The organism is Citrobacter sp. wls716, from assembly GCF_005280975.1.
In the GTDB taxonomy this organism is placed as follows: Bacteria; Pseudomonadota; Gammaproteobacteria; order Enterobacterales; family Enterobacteriaceae; genus Citrobacter; species Citrobacter youngae.
In genome coordinates this window covers 612,403-627,792 of the sequence record NZ_SZWX01000021.1, presented here as the reverse complement: position 1 = coordinate 627,792, position 15,390 = coordinate 612,403, and the positions used below count along the sequence as shown (strand labels likewise).

Below are 15,390 nucleotides of genomic sequence, written 5' to 3'. Positions count from 1 at the left end.
CAGAGGAATCGTGTGAACGAGGCGCATATTACTGACCTCACCATGACGTGTCAACAGTAAAATTAATACGTCATATCAATTGGTTAATTAATCTTCAAATTCAGTATTAATGTACATTTGATGAGCGAAAATGGTCTTCTTCCTGGCTATCGCGCAACCGAAGCATTGGGTTCTGGCGATAGAACTGGAAAAAACGTTGCCACAATGCCGGAAAACGTGGTGCAAACAACTCGGGGGCGCTGAAGAAATACTCGGATAATACCGCAAAGCATTCTGCAGGATCGGTTGCTGCGTAGGCATCTATACTGCAGGCCGTTTCACCCACCAGATCGATTTCATCCTGGATGTTGTTCATCGCGGCATGGAGATCGTGCTCCCAGTTCGCAATTTCCCTCAGCGGAATAGCCGGAACGCCGCTGGCGCGATCGCCATTACGCATATCAAGTTTATGTGCCACTTCGTGAATAATCAGATTAAAGCCGGAAGCATCGAAGGAATCCTGGATATCAAGCCAGTTCAGGATCACCGGACCCTGTTGCCAGCTTTGGCCTGACTGAATAATCCGTTGATTGTGCACCAGCCCAATATCATCTTCCCATTCGTCATCCACGACAAACGGGGCAGGGTAAATAAGGACTTCATGAAAACCATCGAGCCACTCGATGCCTAATTCCAGAACAGGCAAACAGAAAAGCAGAGCAATTCGTGCACTTTTCAGTACGTCCAGTTCAAATCCTTGTAGTGCAACCAATCTTTTTTGCTGTAAAAAACGCTCAGCCAGGGCAATAAGCCTGGCTTGTTCTTGTTCAGTAAGATTCACCAGAAGAGGAATTGCCAGGGCATCATCCCAGGGCCAGTCATCATTCCGGGCTGTTTCTTGCTCTTTCCAGGGCCACTTAATCATCGTTTTGCTCGCAAACTCGTCACTTGAACGAAATTGACGGAACTGGGTCTGTTAAAATGCCAAATTACCTGGCATCATGGCAACCACCAGAACGGAGAGATGCCAGAGCGGCTGAATGGACCGGTCTCGAAAACCGGAGTAGGGGCAACTCTACCGGGGGTTCAAATCCCCCTCTCTCCGCCACTATTCAAACACTTGCACGCCTTGCTTTCAACGACAGCAGTCACGGATGTTTTTTTCTTTGAGTATCCTCACAAGTTTGTCGTTCTATTGCCATCGTGACATAAAAATCCGCTTCAAATAAACAAAAAGCCCGCTTCATATGAAGCAGGCCTGATACGTATTGTGCAAAATTAGAACTGGTAGACTAAACCAACGGCAACAATATCGTCAGTTGCGATGCCATTGCTTTCATAGAAGCTGTCATCTTCATCCAGCAGGTTGATTTTGTAATCAACGTAGGTGGACATGTTTTTGTTGAAGTAATAAGTCATACCCACATCAACATATTTTACCAGATCTTTGTCGGTGTAGCGTGGGGTGCCATTGCTATGGTGATCCCAGCCACCTAAGTCGACACCTTTAGATTGCAGGAATGCAACGGACGGGCGCAGACCAAAGTCAAACTGGTATTGTGCAACAACTTCGAAGTTCTGTGTTTTGTTGGCGATACCGCCATTTGCAACATCTTCACCAGCAGCATTTTTAGAAGAGCCGCTGCCGTATGCTGTCATGTTCCGTGTTTCTGCGTACATAGCAGCAAGGTAAACGTTGTTAGCGTCGTACTTCGCACCAATAGTCCAGGCATCTGCTGTATCTCCACCTGCATATTTATTGGCATAGCTACGATCGCCGCGACCAGCAGCGACCTGGCTGTTAGTACGATCAGAACTGGAGTACGCTGCACCGAGGCTTAAACCGAAGTCAAAGTCATAAGAGGTGGACATACCGAAACCGTCGCCGTTTTCTTTCGCCAGTTTGCGGTTTTCACTATTACCAGAACCTTCCTGACCTACGCTGCTACCTTCATTATTACCCTGATACTGCAGGGCGAAGTTCAGGCCATCAGCCAGACCAAAGAAGCCGTGGTTACGATAAGTAGCAACGCCGTTGGTACGACCCAGCATATACACGTCGGTCTGAGTGTAAGTATCACCACCGAATTCTGGCAGCATATCGGTCCAGGCTTCAACGTCGTACACGACGCCGTAGTTACGACCGTAATCGAAGGTGCCGTTTTCAGCAAAGCCCAGGCCTGCGAAAGCCAAACGAGTCCAGGAATCGCCTTTGTCACCTTCGGTGCCGTTGGCCTGAACGTTATATTCCCACTGACCGTAGCCAGTCAGCATATCGTTGATCTGCGTTTCGCCCTTAAAGCCCAGACGCGCATAGGTTTGATCGCCGTCGCTGCCAGCATCGTCAGAGAAATAACGCAGACCATCGACTTTTCCGTACAGATCCAGTTTATTGCCGTTTTTATTATAAATTTCAGCCGCATTTGCTGCGCCTGCAGCTAATAATGCTGGGAGAAGCAGTGCCAGTACTTTTCTTTTCATTATGTATTCCCTTTATTTAATAATTAAAATGAATATGTAGTGATGTCCTGAAAACTACATTTCGATACTATCTATGAAGTTCATTTAATTTAAAATATAACATGTAACAATTATATTTTAAATATTTCAAAATGTTTCAATTTGAGTTTTTTAAATTATTTTTATATGTATTTATTGTTTTTATTCAACACATAAATATATGATTATCAATTGATTTATATCTTGCGGCTTGATATTTGTTGTGTGTATTTTATATGTTTTTATTATTGTTTTTATGCTTGTCAGGATAATTTATTATCAATGCTGTATGTGGAGATTATAAATTGATATTTGTTATGAATATTATTTAATAATTGAATTTTGATATAAAAGAAGGCAGACAGTGGTTCAGGGTAAAAATTATTGCTAAGGTGGTTTTCTTTATGTAAAGGGAGAGAGCATGGAACTCCACGACTGGCAGTCGAGATTTGAAGCCTGGTTACGTGAAAATCATTCAGGGCACGACGCTGCCCATGACATCTTTCACTTTCGCCGCGTGTGGCAGACGGCTCAAAAGCTGAGCACGGATGCGAACGTAGACTGGTTGGTCGTACTGACCGCGTGCTATTTCCACGATCTTGTCAGCTTACCGAAAAATCATCCGGAACGTCATCGCTCATCGGTACTGGCAGCCCAGGAAACCTGTCGTGTACTGTCACAGGACTTTCCTGAATTTCCTCAGGATCGGCTGCATGCGGTGAGTCACGCTATCGCAGCGCACAGTTTTAGCGCAAAAATTACGCCCACGACACTTGAAGCCAAAATCGTTCAGGATGCCGATCGACTTGAGGCGCTGGGGGCTATCGGTCTGGCGCGCGTGTTCGCCGTTTCTGGCTCGCTGGGTGTGGCATTGTTTGATGCGGAGGATCCGTTTGCCCGGCAGCGTAGCCTCGATGATAAACAGTACGCGCTTGATCATTTCCAGACCAAACTGCTGACGTTGCCACTGACAATGCAAACTGAACAAGGGCGGCATTTGGCACAGCATAATGCTGACTTTTTATTGACGTATATGGCAAAACTCAGCGCAGAATTAAAAGGAGAATATGAAATGTTGGATCTTGCGGCGATTCAACCTCTTAAAGCATATCTGTAGTCGTCATTGCTGAAACGTCAATTGCACCAATTTATGTTAACCTGTCGACTATCCATTTCGCCCGGTTAAACGTATGCAGGATAATTTTTCAGTAGCAGGCTCCATGAACCCGATGACAGATGATAACGAGGCCGCCGCACAGGTGATTTTGGCTAAGTTGCTTGAAATATACGATGTGAAAACGCTGGTTGCTCATCTGAATGGTGTCGGTGAGAATCGCTGGAGTCCGGCCATCTTTAAGCGTGTGGTCGCCAATGAAACATGGCATCGGCTCAGCGACGCTGAGCTGGCTCATCTGAACGCCATGCTACCGACGCCGCCTGCGCATCATCCACATTATGCTTTTCGCTTTATCGATCTTTTTGCTGGTATTGGCGGAATTCGTCGCGGTTTTGAAGCGATTGGCGGGCAGTGCGTGTTTACCAGCGAGTGGAACAAGCATGCGGTGCGCACCTACAAGGCGAATCACTACTGCGATCCTCTGCAGCACCACTTTAATGAAGATATTCGTGATATTACGCTCAGCCATCATGAGGGGGTGAGTGACGAGCAGGCTGCAGAGCATATTCGTCAACATGTTCCCGAGCATGATGTCCTGCTGGCCGGCTTCCCTTGCCAGCCATTTTCTCTGGCGGGTGTATCAAAGAAAAACGCGTTAGGGCGTGCCCACGGTTTTGCCTGTGATACGCAAGGCACGCTTTTTTTTGACGTGGTGCGAATTATCGACGCGCGGCGACCGGCTATATTTGTGCTCGAAAACGTTAAAAATCTGAAGAGTCATGACCAGGGAAAAACCTTTCGCATCATCATGCAAACGCTGGATGAACTGGGCTATGACGTGGCGGATGCAGCAGATAATGGCCCTGATGATCCGAAGATTATCGATGGGCAACATTTTTTACCCCAGCATCGCGAACGTATCGTGCTCGTCGGCTTTCGACGTGATCTGAGCTTGAAGTCAGACTTTACGTTGCGCGATATTGTCAGCCGCTACCCTCAGCGTCGAACGACGCTCGCAGAGCTGCTTGAACCGACTGTTGATGCGAAATATGTGCTGACACCGGTCCTGTGGAAATACCTGTATCGCTATGCGAAAAAACATCAGGCACGGGGCAATGGGTTTGGCTACGGTATGGTCTATCCCGGCAATCCCGATAGCGTAACGCGTACATTATCCGCACGTTACTATAAGGATGGGGCTGAAATTTTGATAGACCGTGGCTGGGATATGGCGCTGGGTGAACAGGATTTCGATGATCCCGCCAATCAGCGACATCGTCCTCGTCGATTAACGCCAAGAGAGTGCGCTCGCCTGATGGGGTTTGAGTCTCCTCAGGGTTATCAGTTTCGCATTCCGGTATCAGATACCCAGGCTTACCGCCAGTTCGGTAATTCGGTGGTCGTCCCGGCATTTGCGGCGGTAGCCAAACTGCTGGAGCCGAAGATCAAACAGGCTGTTGCGCTCCGTGAGAAAGAACAGCAGCATGGCAGACGTTCACGATAAGGCGACACGCAGTAAAAATATGCGGGCGATAGGGACCCGCGATACGGCGATCGAAAAACGTCTGGCCGACATCCTGACGGAGCAGGGGGTAACGTTTCGCGCGCAGGATGCAACGTTGCCCGGTCGCCCCGATTTTGTGGTGGATGACTACCGTTGCGTTCTCTTTACCCACGGCTGTTTCTGGCATCAGCACAACTGCTATCTCTTTAAAGTCCCGGCAACCCGCACGGCGTTCTGGCTGGAGAAGATAGGAAAAAATGTGGTACGTGATAAGCGGGACTGCGAAAAATTGCAGTCGTTGGGATGGCGGGTCTTGATTGTCTGGGAATGCGCCCTGCGTGGGCGTGAGAAACTGGATAACGAGGCACTGTCTGAACGGGTTATCGAGTGGATCTGCGGCGGCGGTGCCACCGCGCAGATCGACACTCAGGGCATTCATTTACTGTAACGACTTTTCCGAGGGGGCTGCGACCGCGTCAGCTTTGACCGGGAATAAGTATTTCCCCAGCGTCACCAATACCACGGCAAAAACAATGACTCCGAGCGCCAGCCACTCGATCAACGCCAGGCTTTCACCTCCCAGCCCCGTACCTAACAGAACCGCCACTACCGGGTTGACGTAGGCATAGCTGGTGGCTAACGCCGGGCTTACATTACGAATAAGGAACATATAAGCGTTAATCGCAATAATTGAGCCGAACAGGGCGAGATATGCCACCGCCATAAAACCGGAGAAGGTTGGCATCGTGGTCAGCTTTTCTCCACTGAGCAGCGATGCGCACATCAGTACAATACCCGCGGCTAACATTTCAATAGCACCGGCCATCATGCCAACGGGCAAGGTTATACGTGAGCCGTACACGGAGCCAAATGCCCAGCTCATTGAACCAATCAGGATTAATACTGCCCCCCAGGGATTACCACTCAAGTTACCACCGCTGTTAAGCATGATAATCCCGGCGAGTCCAATTGCGATCCCCATCCATTCCAGTTTGCGTGTTTTGATGCCAAAAAAGTGGCTAAAGCACAGCGTAAACAGCGGGACGGTGGCAACCACTACGGCGGCAATACCGGAAGGAACATTTTGATGTTCTGCAACAGTAACCAGCCCATTACCCACGGCCAGCAGCAGGATACCAATTAACGCGGCGTTCAGGAGCTGGCGCAGAGGCGGTAGCTTGTGTCCGCGAAGAAGTAAAAAAAGTGTTAATAACACTCCAGCAGAGAGAAAACGTACGCCAGCCATCATCAACGGCGGCCAACTTTCAACGCCAATGCGAATAACGAAGTACGTGGAACCCCAAATGATGTACAGCGCAAATAGCGCACTGAAAAGCGGTAACAATTGCCTGAAACGCATAATCCCTCACGGTGGAAATAAAAAGGTGCAACATAGTAAACGTCAAAACTATCATGCTGGCGAGACTTATAATTGCCTGCTGTTGTTAAATAATTGTTGACCAGAAAGGTCTGTTTCAGCATGGCGTGTTTTACTTCATACTTATGGCTGCAAAACAATAATATTGAGGATTAAAATTTTGGCAGGAAGTAGCTTACTCACCTTGCTTGATGACATCGCCACGCTTCTGGACGATATCTCAGTGATGGGAAAACTGGCCGCGAAAAAAACGGCGGGTGTGCTGGGAGACGATTTGTCGCTTAACGCGCAACAGGTATCGGGCGTGCGGGCAAACCGCGAGCTTCCGGTGGTCTGGAGTGTGGCTAAAGGATCTTTCGTCAACAAAGTTATCCTGGTGCCGCTGGCGCTATTGATCAGCGCCTTCATTCCATGGGCTATCACCCCCTTATTGATGATTGGTGGGGCGTTCCTCTGTTTTGAGGGCGTGGAAAAAGTGCTTCACACCCTGGAAGCGCGAAAACAAAAAGAGACCCCAGAGGAGCGTCAGCAGCGTCTGACATCGTTGGCGGCGCAGGATCCTCTCACCTTTGAGAAAGATAAAATCAAAGGGGCGATACGTACTGACTTTATTTTATCTGCAGAGATTGTGGCCATTACGTTGGGTATTGTGGCGGATGCGCCGTTGTTGAATCAGGTACTGGTTTTGTCGGGTATTGCTTTGGTGGTGACCGTTGGCGTATATGGTCTGGTCGGTATTATTGTGAAGCTCGATGATATTGGCTACTGGCTGGCAGAAAAGCGCAGCGCACTGGCTCAGGCCCTGGGTAAGGGATTGCTGGTGGTTGCTCCCTGGCTCATGAAATCACTTTCCGTGGTCGGCACGCTGGCGATGTTTTTAGTCGGTGGCGGCATTGTGGTACACGGCATTGCGCCGCTGCATCATGCGATTGAGCAATTTGCCCAACAGCAGAGTTCATTCATTGCTCTGATGCTTCCGACTCTGCTTAATCTGGTACTCGGCTTTATTATCGGTGGGATCGTGGTGGTGCTGGTAAAAATGGTTGCCAGGTTACGCGGAGTTTCGCACTAATTGTCGCCTGCCAGACTACGCAAAACGTCTCTTTGTCGTCTAAGGTGAAAAGGTTTCTCTTGATACAGGAGGCGGGTATGGTCTTTTCTGTCAGTGAGGAAGTCACCGCGAAAGAGGGTGGCCCACGCATGATCGTTACCGGGTATGCCAGCGGAATGGTGGAGTGCCGCTGGTATGACGGTTTTGGCGTCAAACGGGAGGCATTTCGTGAAGATGAACTGGTTCCTGGCGAACGCAGTCCGCTACGCCAGGATGCCTGAATAACGCAGGCTGGCGTAACCTGGTGATCTCTCAACCATTAGTTATATTTATCATTTTGGTGAGAATTATTTACTTGTCAGGCAAAAAAATTGCAGATAAGGTTGGTTTCGCATCAGATTTCCTGGTGTAACGAATTTTCAAGTGCTTCTTGCATAAGCAAGCTTGATCCCGACCCGATACGGGCCGGGATTTTTTTCGCCCAAAGTCAGCGATTGATCTCCGTCACGCTAAAATCATGGATATCAAGCTCGAACGCGTCGGCCAGTTCATGCCATGTATGATAATCCCGGCCATCAACGCTGACGCGATCGGGGTCATCATGGCTGCGATGAATTTCGCTCTCGCAGATTTCGTTGATAGCTTTCAATAGCGCGTCCACATCGACGCTGACGTCACGTTTGGCCGTATCGCTGTACTCTTTCGCGGTTTTCATCCTCATACCTCTCAACCGTTAAGGATACCGGGGCACGTATCAGAATCTCTGATGCGTACAAGTTAAGTATAGACCGTCGAGAAAACCCGCAATCACGCGAGCAGGGCGCTGCCAGGAAAAGGAATTTGTTCTACACTGGCACAAAGCCACAGGAGGAAAACGATGAAGGTGAATGATCGGGTTACAGTCAAAACGGACGGTGGGCCGCGTCGGCCAGGCCGGGTACTGGCGATTGAAGAGTTTAGTGAAGGCACCATGTACCTGGTTTCTCTGGAAGACTACCCGCTCGGTATCTGGTTCTTTAATGAGTCAGGCCATCAGGATGGGATCTTTGTGGAAAAAGTGGAGTAATCCAGACGCTGATTCTGACTGGTGGTAAACCCACCAGTCAGAATGTCCTAACGCATATTCACAAAGATACCATTGGTGACGTTATCTGTGAGTCGTACAACGTGATAGATAACTTGTTTATTATGTGTCTTGATCTTTCGTTTTATATTCCCCTTATGGGATGAGACTGTCTTCGCCTTGATATTCATTTGATCGGATATCTGTATTGTTCCCTGACCGGCCATCCACATACGTAGCATGCTGGATTCGGTACGGCTTAATGATAGTGTTGGCAGGTTCACATCAATGACAATATCCACTTCCTTTTTCAGAATATCGCCAAGAAGTTCATCCAGTGAATCTGGTTTAATCGACTTAGAACTGATTAATAAATTTTTTCTTACTAAGAGATACTCATCAAAATGGACATTGGCAATCGCCATAAATACAATAAATAAAGTGCTGGGATGTTGATTAATGATTTGCTTAATTCTCTGGCTGTTATCCGGATCGTGAATAAAGCAGTCTTCATTAATAAACACCACAGACGGCTGCAGTGAGACACAGGCGACGCTGAGTTCATCAACGCTTGAAATATCGTTGATTTCCCTTTTCTTCACCCCCCGACTTACCAGATATCCGGTCAACCCTAGCCGGGTGTAACTGCATAAATCCATAATAATCGTTGACATGGCATACCCTCACTCAATGCGTAACGATAATTCCCCTTACCTGATTATTTCATCACAACTAAACGGAATAATAACGACCCAATATGACGCTTTCGCTGTTTTCAGGCGAATTTACTATCCCGTAAAGTTGCGTATAATTTGCCAGGAAACATCTTAAAGTAAAGTAAATGTTGCGTTATGTGAGTGAGGCAAAAACAAATAAACCGCGACAGCGTTATCCTGGTGGATGTTGCCTGTATTTGAATTTAGGACAATCCTTAGTAAAACAGGATAAAAAATAAGGGTTATTATTTTGAAGGCATTTCACTGATGATGTCAGCCAGCAAATTAAAAATCTCACTGAATAAGCGCTCACAGAAGGGGGCAATTAATGGCATTAGCGCGGCCATTAATGAAATACCCACGGTCAGGGTGAGTGGGAAACCAATGACAAATATCGATAGCTGCGGCGCCATACGGTTTAACAAACCGAGTGCGAGGTTGAGTGTGAGCAGCAGTGTCATCACCGGCAGAGCCAGCATCAGACCATTGAGGAAGATGAGTCCCCCCGCCCGCGCCAGCGCGAGAAAGGCATTGCTATTAACCGGATTGCCACCGATAGGCAGAGTATGGAAGGTATCCACCAATAGCGAGATAAGCCACAAGTGACCATTAAAGGTGAGGAACAGCAGCATCGCCAGCAAATCTATCAGACGTGCCAGAACGGGCATATTCAGGCGGCTGCCCGGGTCGAAGAAGGTTGCGAAGGAAAGACCCATTTGCAGACCGATGATTTCCCCGGCGGTACGCACCGCGGCAAACGCAAATTGCATGGTGAACCCTAATGCGATGCCGATCAGGATTTGCTGCATCGCCTGCCATATCGCGCCGACAGAAAAGATAGGCACGTTTACGGGGGGAAGCAGCGGAGCGATAACCATGGTAATCATTAACCCCAGCCCCAGTTTTACCCGTTTGGGGATGGCGCGTTCGCTGAGTATCGGAGCCGTTGAAATGAGCGCCAGTATACGCAGCAGGGGCCAGAAGTAAAGATTCAGCCAGTGGAGCCACTCAACGCTGGTCACCTGCAACATAGCGTCGTTTACCCGATGATGTAGGGAATATTGCTGAACAGCGTACGCACGTAGTCGAGCAGCAAATTAAGCATCCACGGACCGGCAACGATGATGGCAATAAAGACCGCGACAATTTTCGGAATGAAGGACAGCGTCATTTCGTTAATCTGGGTTGCCGCCTGCAGGATACTGATGATAAGACCCGTAACGAGGGCAACCAGCAACAAAGGTGCGGCAAGGGCAAGGGCAACTTTCATCGCCTCAGTGCCCATCATCATGACCGATTCAGGAGTCATTTCGCGCCTCTAACTGTAAAAGCTTTGTGCAAGCGAGCCGACAAGCAGCTGCCAGCCGTCAACCAGCACAAACAGCATGAGCTTGAATGGGAGTGCAATGGTGGCAGGTGGCACCATCATCATCCCGAGCGCCATCAGGACGCTGGCGATAACCAGATCGATTATCAGAAATGGAATGAAAATGGTAAAACCTATCTGGAATGCCGTTTTCAACTCACTGGTGACATAAGCCGGCAGCAAAATGCGCATCGGTACGGCTTCAGGCCCCTGTAACGGGCCGCTGTTTGCCAGGCGGGCGAACAGAGCCAGATCGGCCTCACGGGTCTGACGCAGCATAAACTCACGCAACGGCTGTGCGCCTTTCTCCATGGCTTCCTGCATGGAGATCTTCTCTTCGCTGAAGGGTTGATACGCATCAACGTAGATTTTGTCGATCACCGGCGACATGATGAAAAAGGTCAAAAACAGCGCCAGTCCAAGTAAAACCTGGTTCGGTGGTGCTGACGGTGTTCCCAGCGCATTACGTAACAGGCCAAAAACGATGATGATGCGGGTGAAGCTGGTCATCATCAGCAAAATAGCGGGCAGGAACGTCAGCGAGGTGATAAACACCAGCGTTTGGACGGGCAATGACCAGCTTTGTCCGCCGCCGGGCAGCGGCTGGCTAACCAGACCCGGTAGTTGGGCCAGGGCTGCTGGGCTGAACAGCCACACACCCGTCAGCGTGAGGGATAACAAACGGCGCATCAGGATCTCCCAGGACGCTTCAGCAAACTCTTCATCATGGCCTGGAAATCCGCAGGGGAGGCCGCTTTTTCTTCTGCACTGGCAGGTGCCGGGGGGAGGGTATGCAGAACGTTGATCTGCGACGCTGTAACGCCCAGCACCAGACGCGCGTCTTCGACCTCAACAATTACCACCCGCTCACGTGGACCTAATGAGGTACTGGCTGAAACTTTCAGTCCACGCGTGCCGACGCTTTTGGGGGCAAATCCCAGGCGCTTAATCAGCCAGGCGGCTCCCAGGATCAACACAATGATCCCCAGCAGCGCGCCGCTGACCTGCACTAACGGTGAGCCGGGTACAGCAGCGGGCTGAGCGACGGTGGCCTGGGTATTCATCGTTAACGGCTCAGACGACGCATACGTTCAGATGGGGTAATAATGTCAGTAATACGTACACCGTATTTATCTGCGACTACCACAACTTCACCCTGAGCAATCAAATAACCGTTGATCAGAATATCCAGCGGCTCGCCCGCCAGACCGTCCAGCGCGACGACCGAACCCTGCGTCAGGCGCAGTAGCTCTTTGATGGTCATGCGGGTGCGGCCCAATTCAACGGTCAGCTTGACCGGAATATCCATGATCAGGTCGATATCCTGCAGTGCACCGCTGACATCGCCGCCACCTAACTGCTGGAATACCGCATCGGCCGCACTTTTGGTGGTCGTCGTTTTTTGCTCGTTTAACGCGTCAGCCCACAGATCGTCCAATGCACCAGTGTTCTCATCGGACGGATTATTCATGTCACTCATTTGGGCTGTTCCTCATTCAGCGAATTCAAAATCGGGTTTATCAAATGTTCTACGCGTAACGCATACTGACCATTTACGGTGCCGTATTGGCTGGTCAGCACAGGTACGCCGTCCACATGAGCAATAATGCGGTCGGGTTTTTCAATCGGCAGTACATCGCCGGGTTTCAGCTTCAAAATCTGGGACAGCCGCAGCGGAATGTCAGCAAAGTTTGCTACCAGTTCCAGCTCAGAATGCTGAACCTGACGCACCAGATTATTGCGCCAGTTCTGATCTTCATTACGCGAGTTTTCCAGCGGTGGGTTTACCAGCAGTTCGCGCAACGGTTCAATCATGCTGAATGGCAGACAGATGTTAAATTCACCGGTCAGGTTGCCGATTTCAACGTGGAACGGGGTGTTCACCACGATGTCGTTCGGGGAGGTGGTGATATTGGTAAACTTCACCTGCATCTCGGAACGGACATATTCCACTTCCAGTGGGTTGATAGCCTTCCACGCGTCGCTGTAGCTTTCCAGCGCCAGTTTCAGCATGCGGTTGATGACGCGTTGTTCAGTGTGCGTAAATTCACGGCCTTCGACTTTCGTCGGGAAACGACCATCACCGCCGAACAGGTTATCTACGGCGATAAACACCAGACTTGGTGAGAACACCACCAGACCTGTCCCGCGTAACGGTTTCAGGTGGATTAAGTTCAGGTTGGTCGGAACCGGCAAGTTACGTGCAAACTCGTGGTAGGGCTGGATACGGATCGCGCCCACGGTAATATCTGGGCTGCGGCGTAGCAGGTTAAATAACCCCATACGGAACTGGCGCGCAAAGCGTTCGTTAATGATCTCCAGCGCCTGCAAACGCTCACGAACGACGCGGCGCTGAGTGTTGGGATCATAAGGACGAATATCGCTTTCATTTGCGATACCGGAAATGGGTTCGTCTTTAGTTTCGCTATCGCCGTTAAGCAATGCGTCGATTTCAGCCTGAGAAAGAATACTGTCGCCCATGTCTTTACCGCAGAATAAAAGCTGTATAAAGAACGTCGGTGACAACCTGTTTCGGCTGCCCGACAACGAGCGGAGTCGCGAGCGTCTCTTTGATAGCGGCAATCAGCTGCTGTTTGCCTTCTTCTGTTGCGAGCGTGGCGGCGTTCTGGCGAGAGAACAATAACAGCAGACGGCTGCGCACTTCTGGCAGATATTCGTTCAGACGCGAGCGTGTCGCCTCGTCTTTCATGCGCAGTGTGATACCGATATACAGCACGCGATCCGCATCACCTAAATTGACGGTAAACGTATCCAGTGCAAAGAACACTGGGGCAGGCGGTGGAGCCGGTTCCGCTTTTACGCTGGCGGACGGTTGCTGCTGCATGCGCCAGTAGCTATAGCCCGCAGTAGCGAGGGCGGCGAGCGTAATTAACACCAGCAGAGGGATCCAAATAGCGCGTTTACTCTTTTTGTTAATCGCGGAGTCAGTCATCAGATACGGGCTTCCTGTTTCGGTACAGCTTATAGGCTGATTATCCCGTGTCCTGACCACGACAAAGCGTGGAAAAGACGCGGATAATCATGCTACCTCTGGCGTTAGGCGAAGATGTCTACTGCACCATCACCGCGAGCCGCGGCTTGCAGTGCGGCAGGCGTGGCCAGAACAGCATCATCTTCGGGAGCAAAAATATCTTGTCCATGTGCACGCCCAGCCTGTTGTTGCTGTGAAGACGACTGTTGCTGACCGGCGAAACTTTCGCTGCTGATACTGCTTTGCCCCAGTTGGATCCCGCTTTCAGCCAACTGCGTGCGCAGCATGGGTAATGCCGCTTCCAGCGCCGCGCGAACGTGGCTATGAGGCGAGACCATTTGCAGTTGCGCCATGTTGTCATCAAGCTTGAGGGAAATCTGCACTTGCCCCAGATCCTGCGGATGCAAACGCAGTTCCGCACTTTGCTGGCCCTGGCGGGTGAACAGCGTGACGTGTTGACTCAGTGATTGCTGCCATTCATGGCTTCCCAGCGGGGCGCTCAATACCGGAGCCGCGGCAGTCGGTAACGGCTGCGCATGTGTCTGTGTGCCAGCCAGCGGAGCTATTGTTGCGCCAACGTTGGTTGGTGACGGTGAACTTTCAATCTCTGCGCGCGTTGCTGCCGCTGCCGTTAATGGGGTGAAACCAGCATTGTTGGTCTGATCCGCGCCACTGGCATGCATCGCGGTATCTGCTTTACCTTTTTTCCCTTCGCCGGTCAGTAATTCACTGGCGCTATCGGCAGTCGTGCTGGGGGTATTACCACGTAACAGCACCGACAGCGTCGCATCCGCCGGGGCTGGGGTGGCATCAACAGCCGGAGTGGTTACCTGTTGCCCCGGCAGCATAGCGAACAGCGCACTCAGGTTGGCGAGATCGTCATCGCTCAGACGGGCGGTTTTTTCATCATGCTGTGCGGTTTTGCCCAGTGTTGTCAGGGCATTAACCTTCAGTGACGGCGTGAGCGCAGACAGCAACTGTTGTGCATCAGTCAGGTCGGCCAGCGACGCCTCGGTCTGGACCTCTTTTTGTGTCAGCAGATCGGCTAATTTTAGCGTCTGTGCGGTATCACCATTCTTTTGCAATAACCCTTTTTGCAGTTTGCTGCCTGCGGCCTGTAAATCGGCCAGTGACAGCGGGGCGCCTTTACCCTGTGCATCGCCTGCACCTAATGCACCTGCCAGCAACGCTAAAAAATCCTCGGGGGAATCTACCGCTTTGCCTGACTGAAGACCTGCGGCTACGTCGGTGTCGGTGGTAATCAGTTGGGGTAAAGTAATCATTCGGGTTTCCTCATAGCTGCACGCTGAGCAAATTCATCCATTTTTTTCTGATCCAGGCGATTTTCAGCCAGTAACGCGGCTGTGGTTTGCCTGTCCTGCAGAGTCTGCCATGCCTGCAGTCGCTGCTTTTTATCGCGCCAACTGCTCAACGCCTGGTCCACTTTCTGCGTCCATTGGTTGAGCTGTTGGCGATGTTGCTCAATCGCTTTTTCCAGCGTCTGAATAAATTGTTGATAGTTAATCCAGCGATTACTGGTAATACCCTGACCCATATCGCTATTAAGATTGTTGCGATATTCATGCTGATAATCGATCAGCATCTTCAACTGCTCTTCCGCCTGCTGACATCCGCGGCGCATCTCGCCTAATAAGATAGCTGCGTCATCGACTTCTTTTTCAGCCAGGTCTTTAAGTGTTGCCAGCGCACCATGTTGTGCCATGA

At 50.3% G+C, this 15,390-nt stretch carries 19 protein-coding genes, 1 tRNA gene and 1 pseudogene; 7 read left to right on the top strand and 14 right to left on the bottom strand.

Translation table 11 applies throughout. From position 1 onward, the window contains the following. Nucleotides 1–106: 106 nt before the first annotated feature. A complete protein-coding gene (gene mtfA / locus FDX24_RS05915) occupies nt 107–904 on the bottom strand; it encodes a DgsA anti-repressor MtfA (protein WP_048211295.1) in 798 nt (265 codons plus the stop codon). Nucleotides 905–997: 93 nt separating this feature from the next. On the opposite strand from mtfA, the gene FDX24_RS05910 reads away from it, so the two are divergent. Then, nucleotides 998–1,087, top strand: a tRNA-Ser gene (locus tag FDX24_RS05910). 170 nt (nt 1,088–1,257) lie between these two features. Here FDX24_RS05910 and ompC read toward each other — a convergent pair. Beyond that, nucleotides 1,258–2,460, bottom strand: a complete 1,203-nt coding sequence (gene ompC, locus FDX24_RS05905; protein ID WP_137363981.1) for a porin OmpC — start codon at nt 2,458–2,460, stop codon at nt 1,258–1,260. A 439-nt stretch (nt 2,461–2,899) separates the two neighbouring features. Between ompC and FDX24_RS05900 the strand changes: the two genes are divergently transcribed. From FDX24_RS05900 to FDX24_RS05890, 3 genes are all read left to right on the top strand, one after another. Next, nucleotides 2,900–3,595: a phosphohydrolase gene (locus FDX24_RS05900; protein WP_048211297.1), complete on the top strand. Its 696-nt coding sequence runs from the start codon at nt 2,900–2,902 to the stop codon at nt 3,593–3,595. Nucleotides 3,596–3,668: 73 nt separating this feature from the next. After that, nucleotides 3,669–5,099 (top strand): DNA cytosine methyltransferase, encoded by a 1,431-nt coding sequence (locus FDX24_RS05895; protein WP_048211298.1) that lies wholly within the window; start codon nt 3,669–3,671, stop codon nt 5,097–5,099. After that, nucleotides 5,080–5,547, top strand: coding sequence for a very short patch repair endonuclease (locus tag FDX24_RS05890; protein ID WP_048211299.1), 468 nt, complete (start codon nt 5,080–5,082; stop codon nt 5,545–5,547). Before FDX24_RS05895 ends, FDX24_RS05890 begins: the two co-directional genes overlap by 20 nt. On the opposite strand, the gene yedA is transcribed toward FDX24_RS05890, so the two are convergent. Next, the gene (gene yedA / locus FDX24_RS05885) at nt 5,539–6,459 is read right to left on the bottom strand and encodes a drug/metabolite exporter YedA (protein WP_061068110.1); all 921 of its coding nucleotides are present in this window, start codon (nt 6,457–6,459) and stop codon (nt 5,539–5,541) included. The genes FDX24_RS05890 and yedA overlap by 9 nt on opposite strands. Nucleotides 6,460–6,637: 178 nt before the next feature. On the opposite strand from yedA, the gene FDX24_RS05880 reads away from it, so the two are divergent. Beyond that, nucleotides 6,638–7,549, top strand: coding sequence for a DUF808 domain-containing protein (locus FDX24_RS05880; RefSeq protein ID WP_048211301.1), 912 nt, complete (start codon nt 6,638–6,640; stop codon nt 7,547–7,549). Between the two features lie 77 nt (nt 7,550–7,626). Then, entirely contained in the window at nt 7,627–7,809 is a 183-nt protein-coding gene (locus FDX24_RS05875) for a YodC family protein (RefSeq protein WP_061068109.1), read from the top strand. Between the two features lie 206 nt (nt 7,810–8,015). On the opposite strand, the gene yodD is transcribed toward FDX24_RS05875, so the two are convergent. Further along, nucleotides 8,016–8,243, bottom strand: coding sequence for a YodD family peroxide/acid resistance protein (gene yodD, locus FDX24_RS05870; protein ID WP_048211303.1), 228 nt, complete (start codon nt 8,241–8,243; stop codon nt 8,016–8,018). 162 nt (nt 8,244–8,405) lie between these two features. Between yodD and dsrB the strand changes: the two genes are divergently transcribed. Continuing rightward, the gene (dsrB, locus tag FDX24_RS05865) at nt 8,406–8,594 is read left to right on the top strand and encodes a protein DsrB (protein WP_005127768.1); all 189 of its coding nucleotides are present in this window, start codon (nt 8,406–8,408) and stop codon (nt 8,592–8,594) included. A gap of 47 nt (nt 8,595–8,641) precedes the next feature. Here dsrB and rcsA read toward each other — a convergent pair whose 3' ends face one another. The 10 genes and pseudogenes from rcsA to fliJ form a co-directional block, all read right to left on the bottom strand. Continuing rightward, nucleotides 8,642–9,265 (bottom strand): transcriptional regulator RcsA, encoded by a 624-nt coding sequence (rcsA, locus tag FDX24_RS05860; RefSeq protein ID WP_048211304.1) that lies wholly within the window; start codon nt 9,263–9,265, stop codon nt 8,642–8,644. Nucleotides 9,266–9,545: 280 nt separating this feature from the next. Continuing rightward, nucleotides 9,546–10,338, bottom strand: a pseudogene (gene fliR / locus FDX24_RS05855) (flagellar biosynthetic protein FliR); the annotation flags it as partial. Between the two features lie 8 nt (nt 10,339–10,346). After that, nucleotides 10,347–10,616 carry a flagellar biosynthesis protein FliQ gene (fliQ, locus tag FDX24_RS05850; protein WP_003030425.1) on the bottom strand — a complete coding sequence of 90 codons (270 nt, stop codon included), beginning with the start codon at nt 10,614–10,616 and terminating at the stop codon, nt 10,347–10,349. A gap of 9 nt (nt 10,617–10,625) precedes the next feature. Beyond that, nucleotides 10,626–11,363 carry a flagellar type III secretion system pore protein FliP gene (gene fliP, locus FDX24_RS05845; RefSeq protein ID WP_048211306.1) on the bottom strand — a complete coding sequence of 246 codons (738 nt, stop codon included), beginning with the start codon at nt 11,361–11,363 and terminating at the stop codon, nt 10,626–10,628. Beyond that, on the bottom strand, nt 11,363–11,737 hold the full coding sequence (fliO, locus tag FDX24_RS05840; protein WP_048211307.1) for a flagellar biosynthetic protein FliO: 375 nt from the start codon (nt 11,735–11,737) through the stop codon (nt 11,363–11,365). The genes fliP and fliO overlap by 1 nt, the downstream gene beginning before the upstream one ends. Before the next feature lie 2 nt (nt 11,738–11,739). Further along, a complete protein-coding gene (gene fliN, locus FDX24_RS05835) occupies nt 11,740–12,153 on the bottom strand; it encodes a flagellar motor switch protein FliN (RefSeq protein ID WP_005127761.1) in 414 nt (137 codons plus the stop codon). Continuing rightward, entirely contained in the window at nt 12,150–13,154 is a 1,005-nt protein-coding gene (gene fliM, locus FDX24_RS05830) for a flagellar motor switch protein FliM (RefSeq protein ID WP_005127760.1), read from the bottom strand. Before fliM ends, fliN begins: the two co-directional genes overlap by 4 nt. A gap of 4 nt (nt 13,155–13,158) precedes the next feature. Next, nucleotides 13,159–13,626 (bottom strand): flagellar basal body-associated protein FliL, encoded by a 468-nt coding sequence (fliL, locus tag FDX24_RS05825; RefSeq protein WP_048211308.1) that lies wholly within the window; start codon nt 13,624–13,626, stop codon nt 13,159–13,161. A 104-nt stretch (nt 13,627–13,730) separates the two neighbouring features. Beyond that, on the bottom strand, nt 13,731–14,948 hold the full coding sequence (gene fliK / locus FDX24_RS05820; RefSeq protein WP_137363980.1) for a flagellar hook length control protein FliK: 1,218 nt from the start codon (nt 14,946–14,948) through the stop codon (nt 13,731–13,733). Then, the gene (gene fliJ / locus FDX24_RS05815) at nt 14,945–15,388 is read right to left on the bottom strand and encodes a flagellar export protein FliJ (RefSeq protein ID WP_005127756.1); all 444 of its coding nucleotides are present in this window, start codon (nt 15,386–15,388) and stop codon (nt 14,945–14,947) included. The genes fliK and fliJ overlap by 4 nt, the downstream gene beginning before the upstream one ends. Nucleotides 15,389–15,390 lie beyond the last annotated feature (2 nt).

Excerpts from the sequence above, each read along its gene's own strand:
- yedA (WP_061068110.1), bottom strand. The coding sequence starts at position 6,459 with ATGCGTTTCAGGCAATTGTTACCGCTTTTCAGTGCGCTATTTGCGCTG.
- FDX24_RS05890 (WP_048211299.1), top strand. The coding sequence starts at position 5,080 with ATGGCAGACGTTCACGATAAGGCGACACGCAGTAAAAATATGCGGGCG.
- fliQ (WP_003030425.1), bottom strand. The coding sequence starts at position 10,616 with ATGACTCCTGAATCGGTCATGATGATGGGCACTGAGGCGATGAAAGTT.
- fliP (WP_048211306.1), bottom strand. The coding sequence starts at position 11,363 with ATGCGCCGTTTGTTATCCCTCACGCTGACGGGTGTGTGGCTGTTCAGC.
- FDX24_RS05895 (WP_048211298.1), top strand. The coding sequence starts at position 3,669 with ATGCAGGATAATTTTTCAGTAGCAGGCTCCATGAACCCGATGACAGAT.
- yodD (WP_048211303.1), bottom strand. The coding sequence starts at position 8,243 with ATGAAAACCGCGAAAGAGTACAGCGATACGGCCAAACGTGACGTCAGC.
- fliN (WP_005127761.1), bottom strand. The coding sequence starts at position 12,153 with ATGAGTGACATGAATAATCCGTCCGATGAGAACACTGGTGCATTGGAC.
- fliK (WP_137363980.1), bottom strand. The coding sequence starts at position 14,948 with ATGATTACTTTACCCCAACTGATTACCACCGACACCGACGTAGCCGCA.
- fliL (WP_048211308.1), bottom strand. The coding sequence starts at position 13,626 with ATGACTGACTCCGCGATTAACAAAAAGAGTAAACGCGCTATTTGGATC.
- dsrB (WP_005127768.1), top strand. The coding sequence starts at position 8,406 with ATGAAGGTGAATGATCGGGTTACAGTCAAAACGGACGGTGGGCCGCGT.
- FDX24_RS05900 (WP_048211297.1), top strand. The coding sequence starts at position 2,900 with ATGGAACTCCACGACTGGCAGTCGAGATTTGAAGCCTGGTTACGTGAA.
- FDX24_RS05875 (WP_061068109.1), top strand. The coding sequence starts at position 7,627 with ATGGTCTTTTCTGTCAGTGAGGAAGTCACCGCGAAAGAGGGTGGCCCA.
- rcsA (WP_048211304.1), bottom strand. The coding sequence starts at position 9,265 with ATGTCAACGATTATTATGGATTTATGCAGTTACACCCGGCTAGGGTTG.
- ompC (WP_137363981.1), bottom strand. The coding sequence starts at position 2,460 with ATGAAAAGAAAAGTACTGGCACTGCTTCTCCCAGCATTATTAGCTGCA.
- fliM (WP_005127760.1), bottom strand. The coding sequence starts at position 13,154 with ATGGGCGACAGTATTCTTTCTCAGGCTGAAATCGACGCATTGCTTAAC.
- fliJ (WP_005127756.1), bottom strand. The coding sequence starts at position 15,388 with ATGGCACAACATGGTGCGCTGGCAACACTTAAAGACCTGGCTGAAAAA.
- mtfA (WP_048211295.1), bottom strand. The coding sequence starts at position 904 with ATGATTAAGTGGCCCTGGAAAGAGCAAGAAACAGCCCGGAATGATGAC.
- fliO (WP_048211307.1), bottom strand. The coding sequence starts at position 11,737 with ATGAATACCCAGGCCACCGTCGCTCAGCCCGCTGCTGTACCCGGCTCA.